Here is a 17,798-nt window from a genome sequence, read left to right as displayed (position 1 = left end):
GGGCGTCGAACGATTCACGCCGAGACCGAGATGTCCCCGGCGATTCCCAGCTCGTCGCGCACCCGCCGCAGGGACTCCGCGCGGTGCGCGGCATAGATGCTCTCCGGTACGTTGACACACTGTCCGATCACGTCCGACATCCAGCCGAGGTCGCGGACCGCAACGTCTCGCGAGGAGTGCACGTCGCCCTTGCCGGTCAGGTTGGACGCGAAGATCCCCGCCGCCGAACGCGGCAAGAAGTCCTCGTAGACGATCGGCTCCGCGACGACCCAGCCCCTGTCGATCAGGTCGGCCAGGTCCGCCGTCGGGGCGCGGCCGTCCCCGGGCCGGTCGGTGTTGACCCGGTAGGTGAAGTACGCGAGGTCGCGGCGGGCGAGCTCGACCTCCGAGTCCGGGAACTCCTTGTCCCACACCTGCTCGGCGACCTCCTGGCGAGGCCGCGCCGGGTCGAGCGCCGCGAGTTCGTCGACGCGGGCGGTCACCCGGTCGTAGAGATCGCGCCCACGCGGCGTCAGTGCGATGCCCCGAGCCTCGACCTCGCCGAACCGCACCCGCAGCTCGCCGGTGGTCACCGAGCCGTCGGGCTCACGAAAGCGACGCGGTTCCGCGAGCGCCCGGAACGACGTCTGGCGCAGCAGCACATCCGGTCCCCGCCAGCGGGGCGGGCCCTGGATCTCGTTGATCATCTCGATGCCGCGGGAACTCATCCGCGCGTACAGCTCGTCGATGTCGAGGACCCGCGGCGTCAGGTGGTTGACGTGCGTCGAGGTCACGCCACCGATGTCGGCGGCGACCGACGACACGCGCTCGAGCTCGGCGTACCACGCGCGGTCGACCGGCTCCGCCGACAGCGCGAAGCAGCCGGTCGCGAGGTCCAGGAACCGGTCCGCCCGCTCTCCGGGCAGGCCACCATCGGCCGCGGCGCGGTCGGCGAGCTGTAGCAGTTCATCGGGGAACAGCCGCCGGCGGGCCAGAAAACCGCTCAGCCGCCGCTCGAGGTCGGCGTCGAAGAACCGGCGGTCCTGCGGCACCAGCATCGAGGTGAAGACGCGGAACGGGTTGCGAGCGAGCTCGTCACGGTCGATCGGCCGGAACGCCGTGGACACCACCGGTACCGGCTGCGGAGCGGCGTCGCGCAGATCGTAGAACCCGGTCGGGTGCATCCCGAACGCGGCGAACACGCGCGCGACCTGGCCGAGTTCCTGCGGAGTGCCGACCCGGATGGCGCCGTGCCGCTCCGCGCTGACCCGGCCGATCGAGCCGAGCCGCTCGGCGTCCGCGCCGAGCCGCTCGATCACCTCGGCGTTCACCTCTTGCGAGACATCGACCAGGGTGAGGTAAGCCGGGACCTCCTGCCCGTACAGTGCGGCGAGACGCCGGGCGAAACGGGCCCGCAGCTTCCACGATTCGATCATGACGCTCGGACTCCCTCGACATTGGACGTGCACGGAACTTGGCCGCGCAGCCGCATCGCGACCCGGACACGGTCCCGCGCCAGTTGGTGCGCCGCCTCGTGCGGAGTCAACCCGTCTCGATCGGCGGCTTCCAGGACGGCCACCGCGTTCGCCCGCAGCTTCGTCGAGATCATGCCGAAGATGTCGGCGGGATCCACGGTGAACGGGGAGTACCGGGCATCCATGGAGTGGGCGGCCGCCACGATGCCGCCGGCGTTGGCGATGAAGTCCGGGACGATCGCGATCCCTCGCTTGTGCAGCACCTCGCGCGCGGTGGGCGTGGTCGGCAGGTTCGCGCCTTCGACGATGAGCTTCGCGGTCGTCGACAGCGCGACCGTGTCGTCGATGACGTCTTCGCGCGCGGCGGGCACCAGGATGTCGGTGTCGACAGCGAGGGCGGCGTCGGCGGGGAGGGCGTTGCCGTATTCGAGCACGCAGTCGTCGCCCGACTGTGCCCGCAGCGATGCCAGCCGGCCCACGTCGATCCCGTTCGGGTCGGCAACGGTGCCCGCGACCGTGGAGATGCCGACCACGATCGCCCCGAGCTGGGTCAACCGTGCCGCCGCGGCCTGGCCCACCGCGCCGAAGCCCTGAATGACGACCCGAGAACCGGCGATGTCGAGGCCGAGGGTGGCCGCCGCCGCGTCGGTGGCCTCGGCAACGCCGTAGCCGGTGACCCCGAGCTGGTCGTACGGCAGGCCGCCGAGCTGCCGCGGCAGTCCGACCGCCGCGCCACGGTCACCGAGCTCGTCGATGAATATCGCGGCGTCCTGCTCGGTCAGTCCCATGTCGAGGCCGAAAACGTACTCCCTCGGGACCTCATTGGCCAAGGCCCGGGCGAATGCCCGCAGGATTCCCTCCTTGTCCGGCGAGGTCGGGTCACCGAGAATCCCGGCCTTGGCACCGCCGTGGAAAAGATCCACGGCGGCCCATTTCCAGGTCATGGTCCGCGCCAACCGGGCGACCTCGCGCACGGTGAGTGTGGGGCTCATCCGCGTGCCGCCCTTGCCCATGCCCAACGCGGAGTTGTCGATGACGAGCACTCCGCGCATTCCCGTCTTGCGGTCGGACACGCACACGATTTTTTCGGGGCCCCACTCATCCATCAGGGAGAAGGCGTCTTCACTCACGGTTATCCAGAATTCTCGTGCGGATCGAACGTTGCGTCCTTCAGCATTCCCGGCGAGTCCATGCTTGGCCAGCCGGTCAGCCCGGCGACCGGTTGCCGTGGCATAAGAGGTACTTGCGCTGGTCACCGTGTGACGGCGGCGGAGATTCCGGGCCGTCGTCCGGCCAGGGTGCGGGCCGACGCCTGGAGCGCCGACACGACACCGGCCACCGCCGGGTTGGCCTTGGTGGACCGCAGTGCCACGACCACCTGGCGGCGTACCTGCACGTCCTCGATGCGCACGGCGAAGACCTCGTCGTCCGGCACGTGGCCGAGCACGGGCACGAGAGCGATGCCGAGCCCGGATTTGACAAAGTTCGCGATCACGTCATAGTCGTTGCTCCGGTAGCCGATCCGGGGGGCGAAGCCCGCGCCGGCGCAGATCCGCCGCAGGCACGACGCCCCCGCGGTGCCTTCACAGGTCGAAATCCACGTCTCCGCCTTGAGGTCGGCGAGCACGATGCCGCTCGCGTCCGCGAGGTGGTGGTCCTTGGCCAGGAGCAGCAGTAGCTCCTCGTCGAGCAGGTTGACGGCCTTCAGTGTCTTCGGCCAGTGCTGCGGGACCAGGCTGTACCGATAGACCAGGGCCAGGTCCAGCTCAGCCGCTTGCAGCAGCGGGACAAGCTGGTCCGGTTCGCCCTCGTCGAGCATGATCTCCAACTGCGGGTGCTCGCCGGCGTACGTTGCCAGCACCAGGGGCAGGAGGTTCTCGCTGGCCGTGGGGAAGCTGCCCAACCGGAGCCGCCCGATGGAACCCTCGGCCATGCCCCGGATGTCGTCTTCGAGTGCGCTGAGCGCGGCGAGCACGTCCCTGGCCCGCTCGGCGATGAACTCGCCCGCGGACGTGGGGCGGACACTGTGCGCATCCCGCTCGAACAGCGGCATCCGGACAGCTCGCTCCAGGGCTGCGACCTGCTGGGAGACGGCCGATCCGCTGTACCCGAGCTGCCGTGCGGCGTCCGCGAACGATCCGGTCCTGACAACCGTCGTCAACGTACGCAGGTGGACGGGATTGAGCATGGGTTCGGCTCACTCCCGCCGGCGCATCGGCTCCGGGCGCACCTGGGCCAGCCGATCCCACAGGCCGACCGTCACCCGGGCGGCGGTCAGCATCAGCCCGACGGTGACGCCTTCGTTGGGCCCGTGGGCGCCGTCGGAGGACTGTCCCATGCCCACGAAGATCACCGGACAGCCGAGGACCGACTGCAGTGTCGCGCCGGGACCTGAACCGCCGTCCCGGGTGTAGCCCGGCTCCCGACCGAACTCCTCGGTCATCGCGGCAACGAGTTCCTCAAGGGCCCAGTGGCCGTCGGGGACACCGCAGGGCGGGACTCCGGGGAGGTCCACGTCGAGTTCCCAGCCGACGCCGGGGCGGAACGCCGTGGTCAGAAAGTCCCGGAACTGATCCGCCACGACCGCCGGTGACTGGTCACCGACGAGCCGGAAGGAGACGTGTGCTTCCGCAGCCTGGGGGATGATGGTGCGCGCCGAGCCGTTGAGGTCGCCGGCGCGGATGGCGTTGACCTCGGCGGTCGGCCGGATCCACGCTCGCTCAAGGGTGCTGTAGCCGGCCTCGCCGAACACGCCGGCCCGAGCCGCCGGTCCGAGCCAGCGGGCCTCGTCGAAGGGCAGACCGGCGTACCTCTCCCGCTCCCGCGCGGTCGGCTCGACGACCGCGTCGTAGAAGCCGGGGATGGCCACCCGTCCCTCGTCGTCGTGCAGCGCGGCGAGGACCCGGGTCAGCTCGACCGCAGGGTTGTGCACTGTTCCGCCAAAGGATCCGGCGTGGACGTCCGCGCTGCCCCCTCGGACCGTGACGGTCGCGCGGAGCAGTCCGCGCATGCCGAGACAGACCGTGGGGTGATCGGGCGACCAGATCCCGGTGTCGCTGATGACGATGAGGTCCGGACGCAGCAGTTCGGCGTGCTCGGCGAGCAGACTCCCGAGGGTGGGCGACCCGATCTCCTCCTCGCCCTCGGCGAGCAGCATCAGGTGGATGCCGGGGGCCCGCTCCGCACGGGACGCCACGTGGGCCCGCGCCGCCAGCAGGTGGAAGAGCATCTGTCCCTTGTCGTCGACAGCGCCTCGGCCGAGGACACGGTCGCCCGCCTCCTCGGCCCGGAAGGGCTCGGTGCGCCACTCGGCGGGGTCACCGGTCGGCTGGACGTCGTGGTGACCGTAGACGAGCACCCGCAACGCCCCGGGAGGGCCGGGCCATTCCGCGAGCACCGCGGGGCTGCCCGCACCGGAACGTACCACCTCGACGGTCGGGAAGCCGGTCTCGCGCAGCCGCTCGGCGAACCATGCGGCGCTCTCCTCGACGGCGGCGCGGTGCTCGTCCGAGCCCGAGATCGACGGGATCGCGATCCAGTCGCTCAGCGTCCGGACGAACCATGCTCGCTCCGCGCCCTGATCCGGGAAGGCGTCGGGCTGCTGGTTCTGCCGGTCCTGCTCGCGCGCGGGGGTCGTCATGGTGCTCCTTGGTGGTGGTGTGGTGCCGGTGACGCTGGCGTGGGCTCCGGCCCGCCGTCGAGCATCGGGAAGTGGCAGCGGTGCCACCACCCGACCTCCCGGCCGGCCGGGACGAGCGGAGGCGGCGTCTGTTCGCATGTCGAGGTCGCCCGGGGACAGCGGGGCGCGAAGGGACAGGCCGGTAGCGGGCCGGTCAGGTCGGGCGGAGCCCCGACGATCGGCGTCGGTGGCCGGTCGGGCCAGCGGAAGGGGTCGAGCATCGAGGCGAGCAGGCCATGCGTGTACGGATGCCGGGGCTCGGTCAGCAGGTCTGCCGTTCGGCCCTGCTCCACACCCGTCCCGGCATACATCACCAAGGTCCGGTCACCCATTGCCGCGACGAGACCGAGGTCGTGGGTGATGAGGACGAGCGACGTCCCGAGGTCCTGCTGCAACTGCCGCAGCAGTCCCACCACCTGCAACTGGATCGTGGCGTCCAGGGCGGTCGTGGGCTCGTCAGCGATGAGCAGGTCAGGGCCACCGGCGAGCGCCATCGCGATCAGCACACGCTGGCGCATCCCGCCGGAGAGCTCGTGTGGGTAGGCCCTCATGACCCGCTCCGGGCCGGCGATCCCCACCCTCTCGAGCAGTTCTGTGCTGCGCGTCTGGGCAGCGCGGCGGGTGACGGTTCGGTGTGCGGACACCGCCTCGCCGATCTGATCGCCGATGCGCATGACGGGGTCGAGACTCGCCAGCGCGTCCTGGAAGACCACCCCGATCCGGCGCCCGCGCAGCCGGCGCAGCACCGACTCGCTCGCGCCGACAAGCTCGACACCCTCGAAACGGGCGCTTCCGCTGACGTTGGGGCGCAGGCTCGCCGGCAGCAGGCCCAGCAGCGACAGCACACTCATGCTCTTGCCGGAGCCCGACTCCCCGACGATGGTCAGGGTCTCGCCCCGGTCGACGGTGTAGCCGACCCCACGGACCACCCGGACCCGCGCCTCGGTGATTTCGACGTTCAGTCCCTCGACGCGCAACAGCGGCTCATCTGTCACGCTGGGACCTCCTTCTCAGCGTGTCCCGGCTCGTGGAGCGGGAAGTGACAGGCCGCCTGGCGCGGCGCACGCACCTGTGGCGGGGACTCCTGTTCGCAACGGTCCGGTCTGCCGAGCTGTTCGTAGAGCCAGCAGCGACTCCGGAAGAGGCAACCCTTGTTCTCCCTCAGCTCCTGCGGGCTCGGCGGGTCGCCCGTCGGGACGATCGGACGCCGCGCCGCCTGTGCGTGCGGGTCGGAGGTCAGCGTCGCGGACAGCAGGGCCACGGTGTACGGGTGCCGTGGTTCCGCGAAGACCCGCTCAACCGATCCGAGCTCGACGAGGCGACCGGCATACATGACGGCCACCCGGTCGGCGAGCCAGCGGACGGTCGCGAGGTTGTGCGAGATGTAGACACAGGTGAGGTTGTGGTCGGCGCGCAGCCGATCGAGCAGGTTGAGCACCTGGGCCTGCACCGAGACGTCGAGCGCCGACACGGGCTCGTCGCACACGAGCAGCTCGGGGGAGGCCGCTAGGGCTCGCGCGATGCCGACGCGCTGACGCTGCCCGCCGGACAGGTCCCGCGGACGACGTGCCTTGAGGGCCGGGGCGAGGCCGACCTCGCCGAGGAGCTCGTCCTCCGTCTCCCCGAGGCCACGGCCCCGGCCGAACCGGAGCAGCGGCTCGGCGACGAGTCGGCGAATTGTCCAGCGTGGGTTGAGGCTGGAGTACGGGTCCTGGAAGACCATCTGAATACGCGGACGGATCGAACGCCACTCGCGCGCGGACAGGTCCACCAGTTCCGTCCCGTCGAAGACGACGGAGCCGGTGGCCCGGCGGTTGAGCCCGACGATGGTACGCGCGACGGTGGTCTTGCCACACCCTGACTCACCGACGAGGGCCAGGGTCGTCCCACTCTCGACCTCGAACGTGACGTCACGGACCGCCTGCACGGCCGTGCCCCGGCGCCCTCGCGACGCGAAGGTCACCGACAGGTCCTCGACCCGGAGCAGTGGTGTCGTTCCCTGGCCCACCGCCGGTCAGCCCTCGGCTCGGAGGGCTTGGTGTTCCGCGATGATGCTGGCGAGGCGGTCCACGTAGCACTCGGGCAGGCCCAGCTCGCGGGCGCCGGGCAGGATGTCGCGCACGTAGTCGTCCGACGGCGCGAACCGTTCGAGCGAGTTGGGGATGAGGTACGTCGACGCTGTGACGACGACGCCCTCGGTGGTCACGAGTGTGACGGGGATCCGGTCGAACCAGCCCTGCGCCCGGCGGACGGCGACATCGAGGGACTCGAAGTCGGCGGCCGAGATCCGGTAGATCGCGCCGTTCACGACCTCGCCCGGACGCCGTTCGAGCGAGCAACCGCCGTACTCGGGCGCCTCGTTCGAGTACCGCTCGAAGACGAGGCGGTGATGGGCAAGCTGCGCGACCGCGTCACGGGTCGCGCTCGGGGCGTAGCCCCGCATCGCCGCGAGCCCGAGCAGGGTTCCGTAGGCGAAGTAGTGCGTCTCGGGTGAGATCCCGAGAGCTGGGTCGTCGGACACGTCAGTTCCTCCAGGCACCGTTTTCCTCCAGGCACCGTTGTCGCGGTGGCCGCGTGCGGGCCGTGGCACCGGCCTCGCACGCGGCCCTCGCTGGTAGGGGCACGAAGCCCATGGATCACGGGTTGATGAAGCCGAGTTCGGTGTTGTAGCGGTTGTTCTCAAGCACGACGACGTCGTCGATGACGAGCTTCGGGTGTAGCACCACGACGTCGACGTGGTGCGGGCTCAGCCCGAGCGTGCCCCCGAACGACGGGTCCTGCGACCCCCAGCCGATGTCGAGGCAGCCGAAGTAGCGCTCGTCCTCGTAGATGTTGCCGGAGACCTTGGCCCGGGGGTTGAGCCCGAAGCTCCAGTGGCAGGCCCAGGCAAGGAGCGGGTCGTTCTGCTCCGCGATGTGCTGCTTGTAACGGTCGAGGTCCAGGCCGTCGCCCTCGTAACCGATGGCCTTGCCGTTCTCCATGACGATGGTGAACGGCTGCGTCACGACGCCCAGGGTCGAGACGCTTCCGTCGATGACCACCTTGCCGTTGATGGTGTCCTCCACCCCGGCGAACGAGACCTGGGTGCCCGGGTAGTAGTCCATCTCGCCCGGCCCGACCACGCGCCCGTCGGACGTGACGGCCGGACGGCCGGCCAGGCTCATCGTCAGGTCGGTGCCGTTGTCCGACGTGATCCGGGCGTTCTCGCCCTTGTGGATGAGCTCCTCCAGCAGCGCGGTGTTGTGCAGCATCGTCGCGGTGTCGACGTTCACGATCCCGTCGATCAGGTACTGCTCCATGCCCCGCGGGTCGGTCAGCAGGATCCGGGCGCCACGTTCGCGCGCCGCGATGCACGCCTCGCTGCGCGAGAAGATGCCGCTGCACAGGCCGAGGATGACGTCGGCCTCACGGATCGCGCCGGCGAGGCTCGCGGGCAGCTCCAGGTCGGTCAGGATGCGTTCCGCCTCGATGACGAGGACCGCCTTGGCCTTGCCGACGATCGCGGCGTTGAGGTATGCCTCCGCGAGTCCGTCGGGAGTGCCGGTGTCGGCGATGACGAGGACGTTTTCGCCAGGCTTGATCTCAGCGAGCTCACGGACGACGACGTCCGCGAGACGGCCGTAGCGAAGTGTTGACACGTTGTCGGTTCCTTTCTCAGCGCGGGGTCCGCGCGTTGTCAGTCCGCCGTGCGCAGGCGGATGCGTTCTCCGATGACGTTGAACATCAGAGCGGCCAGCAGGATGGCCAGTGCCGGTGCCGCCATGAGGTACCAGGCGGTGTCGATGTAGTTCTGGCTGTCGCTCAACATGGCTCCCCATTCGGCCGTGGGCGGTTGTGCCCCGAGGCCGAGGTAGCCGAGGCCGGCGACGATGAGGATCGCGTCCGCGGCGATGAGCGATGCTTGCGACAGCAGGGGTCCGATGGCGTTGGGCACGAGGTGGCGTACGAGGAGCACGCCCCCGCGTGCCCCGGCGACTCGCGCGGAGTCGACGTAGAGCTGCTCACGGCAAGTGAGCATGGCGGCGCGGGCGAGCCGCGCGGTCGGCGGAACCTCGGAGATCGCGACGGCGATGATTGCCGTCTTGAGGCCCGGTCCGGCGATGGCGACCGCGATCAGCGCGAGGAGGATCCCCGGAAAGACCATGATCATATCGGCGCACCGCATCAGCAGGACGTCGAACCAGCCGCCGAGGAAGCCCGCCGCGAACCCGAGCAGTCCACCCACGACGACACCGATGAGCATGATGAGCAGACAGGTGCCCAGCGTGGTGTGCGCGCCGTCGAGCAGCCGGCTGAGGTAGTCCCGTCCGAGCTGGTCGGTGCCGAGCGGGCAGGCCTGCGACGGTGAGCAGAAGGCGTTGGAAAGGTCCTGCTCGTTCGGGTCCTTGGGGGCGAGCAGGCCACCGAACGCCGCCAGCAGGGCCATTGCGGCGAGGACGCTCCATCTCGCGTACGCCCGCCAGCCGGCTCGACGCTTCCTCGACACCGGTTCCGCCGTCATCGCGACCTCACCCTCGGATCGAGTACCGTGACGGCGAGGTCGGCGATGAAGACCAGGGCCAATACCGCCGACGCGGTGAGCAGGATCGCGCCCTGGACCATGGCGAAGTCACGGGCGGCCAGCGAGCTGACCAGCAGCCGACCCACCCCCGGCCACGCGAAGACCGTCTCGGTCAGCGCCGCCCCGCCGAGCAGGTAGCCGAACTGGATGACGGAGATGGTCGTCAGTTGCAGCCGGATGTTGGGCAGCCCGTGTCGAAGGAAGATGGCGCGCGAGCTGATTCCCTTTGCCTTACAGGTGGCGATGAAGGGTTGTTCGAGCACGGACTTGAGCCCGCTCCGGGTGATCTGCGCGAGGTATGCCGCCTGGTAGAGCCCGATGGTGGCGGCCGGTAGGAGGTACGAACGCCAATCGTCCCGACCTGTCGCGGGGAGCCAGTGCAGCTTCACCGCGAACAGCCCGACGAGCGAAACACCGGTGACGAAGATGGGCACTGAGATCCCGACGACGGACAGTCCCCGGGCGGCACGCTCCAGCACACCACCGAAGCGCGCCGCGAGAAGCCCCGCCGGGACCCCGATGAGCAGTCCCGCGACCATGCCCACCACCGCGAGCGAGGCGCTCGCGACGAAGGCGGACCACACCTGCGGGAATACCTCGCGGCCGTTCAACGACACCCCGAAGTCACCGTGGAGGACATGGGTCACCCAGGACCAGTACTGCACCGGCAGCGGTTGGTCCAGACCGAGGTCGGCACGGATTCTCTCGATGTCGGCGCCCGTCGCGCTCGGCCCGGCCAGCAGCCTCGCGGGGTCACCTGGAATGGCCCGCAGCAGCGCAAACAGACAGATGCTGACGAATACGAGTCCGAGCACGGCCGACAAGCCGAGCGCGACGAGTCGAGATCTCATGGCGTTGCCCCGGTCCTCAGGAAACGCCGTGCAACATCAGGGTGCCGTCGGGGAGGGTGGTGATCCCGTTCAGCCCCTTCTTCGCGCCGACGATGTTGTTGGGGACGTAGAGGAAGAGCCACGGCGCGTCCTGGTGGACCAGTCGCTGCGCGGTCGCGTAGAGCGCGTTGCGCTGGGCTTCGTCCACGGTTGTGGCAGCCTCGGTGAGTGCGCGGTCGACCTCTTCGTTGCGGTAGAACATGCTGTTCCAGCCGTCCGGTGGCACCGCCGAGGACTTGAAGACGATGTCCGAGACGAGGCCCGGCTCGCCGGTCGCCGCCTGCCACCCGAGCAGATACGACTGGACCTTGTTCTCGGCCAGGGGCTTGGTGACGGCGTCGATCTCCGCGCCGAAGTCGATGGTCTGGATGTTGACCTTGATGCCCACCTTGGACAGGTATCCCTGGACCGCCTGTGCGGTCTCCGCCGCCATGGGATAGCGGCCGGACGGCGTGGTCAGGGTCAGATCGAAGCCGTTCGGGTACCCTGCGTCGGCCAGCAGACGCTTGGCCTTCTCGACGTCGTAGGGATAGTGCTCGGCCTTGGCGTAGCCGCTCGTCGTGGGCGCGAGGTACGAATCGGCGGGGAGCGCCTCACCGCCGAGGGTCGTCTTGATGATGGCGTCGCGATCGACGGCCAGATTGATCGCCTGGCGGACCCGCACGTCCTTGAGCGGTGCGTACTGGGTGTTGAGGCCGATGTGCATGACGAGCCCGCCCGGGCTCGAGACGACCTGGGTGCCGCCGCCCGACCGCAGCCCTGACAGGGCGGAGATGGGCAGGGCGGTCACGATGTCGGCCTGTCCGCTCTTGAGCATCTGCACGCGGGTCGTCTCGGCGGAGACCGGGACGAACTTGAGGGTTTCGACCTTGGGCGCACCGCCCCAGTAGGACGTGTTCGCGGTCAATGTCACCGCTCCGTCGCCCAGGCTCTTGAAGGCGTAGGGGCCGGTTCCGGCGGCATGACTCGCCAGGTCGAGTCCGGCCGCGATGGCCTTGGGACTCACCACCGCCCCCGCCGAGTACGCCAGCTCGTTGGGAAGCGTCGGCCAGACGACCTTGAGGTCGAAGCGCACCGTCATCGGCCCCGACGCGGAGACCTTCTCGACGCGGCTGAACTCGGAGGCGCGGGTCTTCTTCGCCTTCGGATCGATGATGTGGTTGAAGGACGTCGCGACGGCCTCCGCGTCGAGCGGCGCTCCATCGTGGAACGTCACGCCGCTCCGGAGGGTGAACTCCCAGACCTTCGGTTCGGGGTTCTTCCACTCGGTGGCCAGCCGGGGCTCGATGGCGCCGTCCTTGTTCAGGGCGAGCAGCCCCTCGTACATGAGTCGGGTTACCGAGTCGGTCGGCGGGGACGCGGACATCTGCGGATCGAGCGACTCGAAGTTCTGCGCCGCGACCGCGACCGTAAGCTGCCGTGGGGTCGAGGTCTTCGTATCTTCGGTCGACGAGGCTGAGCAACCACCGAGCACCAACGCGGCCGTCGAGACGGCCGCGGCGACGACTCGTCGCTGTCTAGTCATGAGCGTAAACCCTCCAGGGCTGACCAGCCCCCGCACGGAGGGGCTGAGCGGCTAGAGATGGCCTAACTGAAATGTTAGTGTGTGGCCAAGCTAGCCTCGGTCACATCGGGTGTCAACGGTCACAGCGTCAGAAGGGGCACAGGCAAGAGGGATGAAATCAACAGCGGCGAGACCCCTCATGGTGGACACGGCGTACGCGCACATCCGTGACCGAATCATCACACTCGATCTGGCGCCGGGTTCCCCGCTCAACGAGGAGGGGCTGATGCGCGATGCCGGTGTCGGACGCACACCGGTCCGCAACGCGCTCCAACGCCTCGCGATGGAGCGCATGGTCGTGATCCACCCTCGTCGAGGGTCGTTCGTCGCCGAGATCAGCCTCAGCGACGAACGATGGCTGACCGAGCTACGCCTGCCGCTCGAGGGCGTCGCGGCCCGCCTCGCCGCCACCCGGGCCACCGACTCCGAGCGCGAGCAGATGCGTCGGGTGTGCGCGACACCGCTCGACGGACGAACGCCGCATGACCTGCTCGCCGTCGATGCCACGGCGCACCGCCTGATCTACCGGAGCACCCACAACCCGCACCTCGAAGCGACGCTGAACCTGCACTTCAACCTCGGGCTGCGGATCTGGCACCACATACACGAGTTCATCCCCGACCTCACCAAGCACGTCGCTGACGAGCTGACCGTCCTCGGCCACGTCGCCGCGGGCGACGCCGCCGCGGCGCAAGACGCGGCGGAGGCGCACCTCGTGCCCACGGTCAGTGAGTCCACCTGGATCCCGCACGCGGCAAAACGCAGCCCCAACTGACCGAGCCGCGGCGCACCTCCCGGGTCACAGCGATCGGTGGCGTGAACCCGGGCCGCGCTCAGCGGCGTTGCCCGTAGACGCGGTAGCGCTCGGCGTCGGCCCAGCGAACCTCCAGGCCCAGACCCGGCCGCCGCGGGTCCGGCCACAGCGAACCGTCACGCGGCGTCAGGATTCCGCCGAACAGCAGGCTCTCGATCCGCACGTGGTCATGGAAGTACTCGAGGTGCCGCCGCCGGGGCACCGCGCAGAACGCGTGCGCCGACACCGCCGGCGCGCAATGCGCCGAGAGGTCCACACAGTGTCCGGCCGCCAGGCCGGACACCGCCAGCAGCCCGGTGATGCCGCAGCATCGGGTGACGTCGGCCTGTAGGCAGTCCACCGCCCTGGGCACGAGCAGGTTGGTGAAGTCCCGCAAGACGTAGCCGTACTCCCCCGCGGCGACGTCGAGCCCCGGCGGCCCGTGCTCGCGGACCGTGCGCAGGCCGGTGAAGTCCGCGGAGCTGACCGGCTCCTCCAGCCACGACACCTGCCATTCGTCATGGAACCGGTGTGCCCATGCCAGCGCCTGTTTCGCCCGCAGGCCGCCGTTGGCGTCGGTGAACAACTCCGGTACCGCGCCGATGGCGTCGCGGACCGCCGTCAGCCGCCGTGGATCCTGGTCCGGGTCCCGGGAGGTCTTGAGTTTCACCCGTTCGATCCCCTGCTCCACCCAGCCGGCCAGTTGCGCGGCCAGCCGGTCGAGAGGGTAGTTGGTGAACCCTCCGCTGCCGTAGACGGGCACGTGGTCGTGGGTGGACGGCAACGCGCGGAACAACGCTAGCCCTTCCAACCGCGCCCGCAGGTCCCACAACGCGATGTCCACGGCTGACACGGCCATCGAGCCGACCCCCGGCCGACCGGAGTTGCGGAGCGCCCATCGCGGCCGCGGCGGCGGGTGGTGCCATGGCGTCCATACCGGTGACCACGGACGCCAGTTCGGACTCGACGAAGTGGGCCACCGAGACGTCGCCGTAGGTGTATCCCAGTCCCGTCGCGCCATCCGCGTACGCCTGTACCAGCACCATGGTCGTCGACGACCAGGTGGCGGTCCCGTCCTGCTCGACACCGTCGGGGCCGTCGGTCGGCACCGTGAACGCGTGTACCCCGATCTTCTCGACCGATCGGTGTCCCATCGTCATCGCCTCACGCTGTGACATGGTTCGCCGTCGCGTGCCGGGACTGGCTACCCGATGGTAGCGACCGGAAACACCATCCGCGCGCTCCACCATCGGCCGGAGACCGTCGCCGACTTGGTGGTCCGGCTGCTCGGTGGCCGGCATGTCGCACAGGCCGCGCTGTACCGGCTCCGCCCGACAGGTCGCACGCTGGCCGTCAGCGACCCGCACCTTCCTTCGGCCGGCGAGATGTACCGCTACGGGTATGTCCCTTTCGGGCGGCGGAAAGGCTAAAGAACGGCGCGACACCGCCGAACAGTCATCAGGGTGGCGTGCGATGACGTGCGCCTCAGCGTCGATCCGAGTCGGCACCGCCAGGTCGAAGGAAACCTTGATATGACTACCCAGGATAACCGGCAGCATGGTTTCGCGTTGCACCGCAACATCCGTACCACCCACAAGCTCCTGATCAGTTACTTGATCATTGCCGCGTTCTTGGCCGGCGTGGGTGCCCTCGGCCTGCACGAGCTCGACGAGTCCGAGGCGCGGCTGGCGAACATGTACTCGAACAACGCGGTGAAGACCGCCTACCTCGCCGAGATCGCCGAATCGCAGAAAGAGGCCGCGCTGGTATTGGGCATCACCGCGAACGCCCAGACGGTGGATGCGAAGTTCGCCAAGGAGGTCAAGGACATCGCCGACTCGGTGGCCGGTTACACCAGCTCCGACATGACCGGCCGCGAGAAGCAGATAGCGATCTTCAACGAGAACTGGGCGACGTACGCGCGACTCGCGCAGGAGCGGGCAGTGCCGGCGGTCAAGGCGGGCGACGACGCCGCGCTGCACGCGGCCGAGCGGGATCTGCTGCCGTACTTCATCGCCGCCGACGACGCCGGCGACGCGCTGCAGGCGATCGAGGCCGAACGGGCGAAAGCCACCATGGCCGAAGGTACCAAGGCGACGCGGAACGCCCGGACGCTGGTGATCACCGTGATCCTGGCCGCTCTGGCGCTGGCCGTCGCGCTCGCACTCGGGATCGGCCGGATCATCGCCCGACCGTTGGCCGAGACCGTGGACGCGATGCGAAGCTTGGCCGAAGGCCGGCTGGACCGCCGGCTCGCCGTGCGAGGCCGTGACGAGCTGGCCCAGATGGGCACGGCGTTGAACACGGCGCTGGACTCGTTCTCCAACACGTTGCGACAGATCGGGGCCAATGCCCGCACGCTGGCAGGCTCGGCACAGGACCTGACGACCGTCGCCGACAAGATGAATCGCTCGGCCGACGAGTCAGCCACCCAGGCGAACCGGGCCTCGATGACCGCCGGACAGGTGTCGCAAAACGTGCACACCGTGGCCACTGGCGCCGAGGAGATGTCGGCCTCCATCCGCGAGATCGCCAAGAACGCGGCCACCGCCACGAACGTCGCCTCACGCGCGGTGCAGGTCGCCGACGCCACCAACGCCACCATCGCCAAGCTGGCGAAGTCCTCCGCCGAGATCGGCAACATCATCAAAGTCATCAACTCCATCGCCGAACAGACCAACCTGCTCGCGCTCAACGCCACCATCGAGGCGGCCCGTGCGGGCGATGCCGGCAAAGGCTTCGCAGTGGTCGCGGGCGAAGTCAAGGAACTGGCACGCGAGACCGGCAACGCGACCGAGGACATCAGTCGGCGCGTCGTGGCCGCGCAAGCCGACACGCAGGCCGCGGTGTCCGCCATCGAACAGATCTCCACGATCATCGCCCAGATCGACGAGCTGCAGACCGCCATCGCCACCGCGGTCGAGCAGCAGTCAGCCACCACCAACGAGATGGGTCGCAGCGCCAGCGAGGCCGCGACCGGCTCCACCCAGATCGCCGACAACATCGGCGTGGTGGCCAGTGCTACCTCCAGCGCCACCGAAGGCGCCAGAACCACGGCCCAAGCGGCCACCGAACTTTCCCGCATGGCCGGAGAACTGGAGCGGCTGGTCGGCAGCTTCCGCTACTGACGAACTCGGCGTGATCCCGCACTCGGTCACCAGGCGATCGGGAGAGCAACCGGTCCGCGCACGCCGGCGCCACACGCCTCTACGGTACGAGTTGCTCTCCCCGGCGCTGAGTGGCATCGGGCTCTGGCTGACGACCACCGGTTGGGCAGATCACAGCTTTCGGTCCCGGCCAGGATTCACCGCCGCGAGCTGGATCTGCAGCGCCAGCCGCGCCTGTGGCGACTCGACATCGAGGTGGACGACCTCCGCGATCCGCCGCAGGCGATATCGGAGGGTGTTGGGATGTACGTGCAGGTGTCGGGCGGTCTTCTGCGGGTCCCCCCAGTGGTCGAGCCAGGCGGCGAGGGTGGCGACGTAGGCGGTGTCGTGCTCGCGGTCATGTGCGAGCAGATCGGGCAGCGGCCCGCCGACGAGCAGGTCCCCGGTCGGGACCGCGGCGACCGCACGGTGCACGACCACCTCGGCCCAGGCGTCCTCGAACAGCAGCAACGGGCCCGCGTGCCTGGCGGCGCCGTGCAGCGCGAGCAGTTCCGCCGCTTCGGCGCGGGATCGCGGCAGGTCCGCCAGGCCCGCGGCGAGGCTGCCCGAGGCCGCGCGCAGCCCCGGGTCGTGCACGGCGACGCCGCGGATCAGCTTCTCCAGCCACGGCCACGAGCCGGGCGACTCGCCGCGGGCAGCCACGACCGCGAAGAGGACGTCGCCGACATCCGCGATGAGCGGCTGGCGCCAACCGTGGCGGCGGGCGATCGACTCCCACAGCGCCAGATTGTGCAGCATCTCCCCGGTGCCGACGTGCGCGCCGAGCGCGACGACCCGCCACGGGCCGTCGGGTAGTCCCAGTTCCGGGCCCGGCTGGACGACGGTGCGCAGGGCCGCCCGCAGGCGGTCGGCCGTCACACGGCGCGCGACATCGGCCTGCACGCGCAGGCGGAGCAGGTGCAGTGCCAGGACGGACGCCGGGCCCTGGAGATCGCGCAGGCGCTCGGCCGGCACCGGGCCCTCGACGACGGCCCAGATCGAGCCGAGCAGCTCACCTCCGGCGCGGATCGGGATCACGAGCCTGGGCAACGTACCGTCCGGGCCCTGTGGCACGAAGATCGGATCGCCGCTCCGGGCGAGCCTGCGAAAGACGCCGCGGGAGCGCAGTCGCGCGACCACATCGCCGGGGACACGTCGTCCGACGATGGTGGACACGCGCGCCGGGTCGGTGCGGTCCTGCCGCGACGAGTAGGCGAGCACCCGCGACTGCGCGTCCTCGATCGTCACCGGCGCATCGACGACGGCGGCGGCCGCGTCGGCCAGGGCGAACATCTCGTCGTACACGCCGGCGGCGGCGGTGTCGGCCGTGCCGGGCGCCGCGGCCCGGTCGATCACCCCGCGCAGCAGCCAGACGAGTTGTGCCCACGAGCCGTGGCTGCGCAGCTCGACCAGGGCCAGCTTGCGCTCCGCGGCGGCGGACGTCACGTCGGCGTGCGTGGCCAGCGAGGGCTTGAGGACCAGGCCGGCCGCCCCGGCCTGCGCGCAGCGCTCGATGACGACGAGCGCCTGTTCGGGTGTGGCAAGGCCGGCACCGAGTACGAGGTCGCCGGGTTGCCCGCCGGCCGCCTCGTCGAACTCGACGATAGTCACGTCGCGGACCTCCGCCTCGCCATCAGCGACGACGACCTTGAGCAGGGCAGCGCCGACCGCCTCCACGACACCGCCAACAGTGATCATGAACAGTATGATG

At 69.7% G+C, this 17,798-nt stretch carries 15 protein-coding genes; 2 read left to right on the top strand and 13 right to left on the bottom strand.

Translation table 11 applies throughout. The features are described 5' to 3' along the window. Positions 1–14: 14 nt before the first annotated feature. The 11 genes from hglS to Drose_RS13910 form a co-directional block, all read right to left on the bottom strand. Positions 15–1,415, bottom strand: a complete 1,401-nt coding sequence (gene hglS, locus Drose_RS13960; RefSeq protein WP_260728616.1) for a 2-oxoadipate dioxygenase/decarboxylase — start codon at positions 1,413–1,415, stop codon at positions 15–17. Beyond that, the gene (locus Drose_RS13955) at positions 1,412–2,527 is read right to left on the bottom strand and encodes a Glu/Leu/Phe/Val family dehydrogenase (RefSeq protein WP_260728615.1); all 1,116 of its coding nucleotides are present in this window, start codon (positions 2,525–2,527) and stop codon (positions 1,412–1,414) included. Before Drose_RS13955 ends, hglS begins: the two co-directional genes overlap by 4 nt. Before the next feature lie 179 nt (positions 2,528–2,706). Then, positions 2,707–3,642 (bottom strand): LysR family transcriptional regulator, encoded by a 936-nt coding sequence (locus tag Drose_RS13950; protein ID WP_260728614.1) that lies wholly within the window; start codon positions 3,640–3,642, stop codon positions 2,707–2,709. 9 nt (positions 3,643–3,651) lie between these two features. Continuing rightward, positions 3,652–5,094, bottom strand: coding sequence for a M20/M25/M40 family metallo-hydrolase (locus Drose_RS13945; protein WP_260728613.1), 1,443 nt, complete (start codon positions 5,092–5,094; stop codon positions 3,652–3,654). After that, positions 5,091–6,128, bottom strand: coding sequence for an ABC transporter ATP-binding protein (locus Drose_RS13940; protein ID WP_260728612.1), 1,038 nt, complete (start codon positions 6,126–6,128; stop codon positions 5,091–5,093). Before Drose_RS13940 ends, Drose_RS13945 begins: the two co-directional genes overlap by 4 nt. Next, the gene (locus Drose_RS13935; protein ID WP_260728611.1) at positions 6,125–7,141 is read right to left on the bottom strand and encodes an oligopeptide/dipeptide ABC transporter ATP-binding protein; all 1,017 of its coding nucleotides are present in this window, start codon (positions 7,139–7,141) and stop codon (positions 6,125–6,127) included. The genes Drose_RS13940 and Drose_RS13935 overlap by 4 nt, the downstream gene beginning before the upstream one ends. 6 nt (positions 7,142–7,147) lie before the next feature. Further along, positions 7,148–7,654 carry a gamma-glutamylcyclotransferase family protein gene (locus Drose_RS13930; RefSeq protein ID WP_260728610.1) on the bottom strand — a complete coding sequence of 169 codons (507 nt, stop codon included), beginning with the start codon at positions 7,652–7,654 and terminating at the stop codon, positions 7,148–7,150. Positions 7,655–7,769: 115 nt separating this feature from the next. After that, positions 7,770–8,771: a M29 family metallopeptidase gene (locus Drose_RS13925; protein ID WP_260728609.1), complete on the bottom strand. Its 1,002-nt coding sequence runs from the start codon at positions 8,769–8,771 to the stop codon at positions 7,770–7,772. 38 nt (positions 8,772–8,809) lie between these two features. Continuing rightward, complete coding sequence (locus Drose_RS13920) at positions 8,810–9,634, bottom strand: ABC transporter permease (RefSeq protein WP_260728608.1); 825 nt, start codon at positions 9,632–9,634, stop codon at positions 8,810–8,812. Continuing rightward, a complete protein-coding gene (locus tag Drose_RS13915; protein ID WP_260728607.1) occupies positions 9,631–10,545 on the bottom strand; it encodes an ABC transporter permease in 915 nt (304 codons plus the stop codon). The genes Drose_RS13920 and Drose_RS13915 overlap by 4 nt, the downstream gene beginning before the upstream one ends. Before the next feature lie 16 nt (positions 10,546–10,561). Then, positions 10,562–12,109, bottom strand: coding sequence for an ABC transporter substrate-binding protein (locus Drose_RS13910; RefSeq protein ID WP_260728606.1), 1,548 nt, complete (start codon positions 12,107–12,109; stop codon positions 10,562–10,564). Positions 12,110–12,287: 178 nt separating this feature from the next. Between Drose_RS13910 and Drose_RS13905 the strand changes: the two genes are divergently transcribed. Continuing rightward, on the top strand, positions 12,288–12,923 hold the full coding sequence (locus Drose_RS13905) for a GntR family transcriptional regulator (protein WP_260728605.1): 636 nt from the start codon (positions 12,288–12,290) through the stop codon (positions 12,921–12,923). A 58-nt stretch (positions 12,924–12,981) separates the two neighbouring features. Here Drose_RS13905 and Drose_RS13900 read toward each other — a convergent pair whose 3' ends face one another. Continuing rightward, positions 12,982–13,800: an enolase C-terminal domain-like protein gene (locus Drose_RS13900; RefSeq protein ID WP_260728604.1), complete on the bottom strand. Its 819-nt coding sequence runs from the start codon at positions 13,798–13,800 to the stop codon at positions 12,982–12,984. 604 nt (positions 13,801–14,404) lie between these two features. Here Drose_RS13900 and Drose_RS13895 point away from each other — a divergent pair. After that, the gene (locus Drose_RS13895; protein WP_260728603.1) at positions 14,405–16,069 is read left to right on the top strand and encodes a methyl-accepting chemotaxis protein; all 1,665 of its coding nucleotides are present in this window, start codon (positions 14,405–14,407) and stop codon (positions 16,067–16,069) included. A gap of 150 nt (positions 16,070–16,219) precedes the next feature. Here the strand turns inward: Drose_RS13895 and Drose_RS13890 are convergent, their stop codons facing one another. Continuing rightward, the gene (locus Drose_RS13890; RefSeq protein WP_260728602.1) at positions 16,220–17,785 is read right to left on the bottom strand and encodes a helix-turn-helix domain-containing protein; all 1,566 of its coding nucleotides are present in this window, start codon (positions 17,783–17,785) and stop codon (positions 16,220–16,222) included. Positions 17,786–17,798: the final 13 nt, after the last annotated feature.

This window comes from Dactylosporangium roseum (genome assembly GCF_025264685.1).
Lineage (GTDB): Bacteria > Actinomycetota > Actinomycetes > Mycobacteriales > Micromonosporaceae > Dactylosporangium > Dactylosporangium roseum.
This window is presented reverse-complemented; position numbering and strand designations above follow the sequence as displayed.

Excerpts from the sequence above, each read along its gene's own strand:
- Drose_RS13915 (WP_260728607.1), bottom strand. The coding sequence starts at position 10,545 with ATGAGATCTCGACTCGTCGCGCTCGGCTTGTCGGCCGTGCTCGGACTC.
- Drose_RS13890 (WP_260728602.1), bottom strand. The coding sequence starts at position 17,785 with ATGATCACTGTTGGCGGTGTCGTGGAGGCGGTCGGCGCTGCCCTGCTC.
- Drose_RS13910 (WP_260728606.1), bottom strand. The coding sequence starts at position 12,109 with ATGACTAGACAGCGACGAGTCGTCGCCGCGGCCGTCTCGACGGCCGCG.
- Drose_RS13905 (WP_260728605.1), top strand. The coding sequence starts at position 12,288 with ATGGTGGACACGGCGTACGCGCACATCCGTGACCGAATCATCACACTC.
- Drose_RS13900 (WP_260728604.1), bottom strand. The coding sequence starts at position 13,800 with ATGGCCGTGTCAGCCGTGGACATCGCGTTGTGGGACCTGCGGGCGCGG.
- Drose_RS13920 (WP_260728608.1), bottom strand. The coding sequence starts at position 9,634 with ATGACGGCGGAACCGGTGTCGAGGAAGCGTCGAGCCGGCTGGCGGGCG.
- hglS (WP_260728616.1), bottom strand. The coding sequence starts at position 1,415 with ATGATCGAATCGTGGAAGCTGCGGGCCCGTTTCGCCCGGCGTCTCGCC.
- Drose_RS13950 (WP_260728614.1), bottom strand. The coding sequence starts at position 3,642 with ATGCTCAATCCCGTCCACCTGCGTACGTTGACGACGGTTGTCAGGACC.
- Drose_RS13945 (WP_260728613.1), bottom strand. The coding sequence starts at position 5,094 with ATGACGACCCCCGCGCGCGAGCAGGACCGGCAGAACCAGCAGCCCGAC.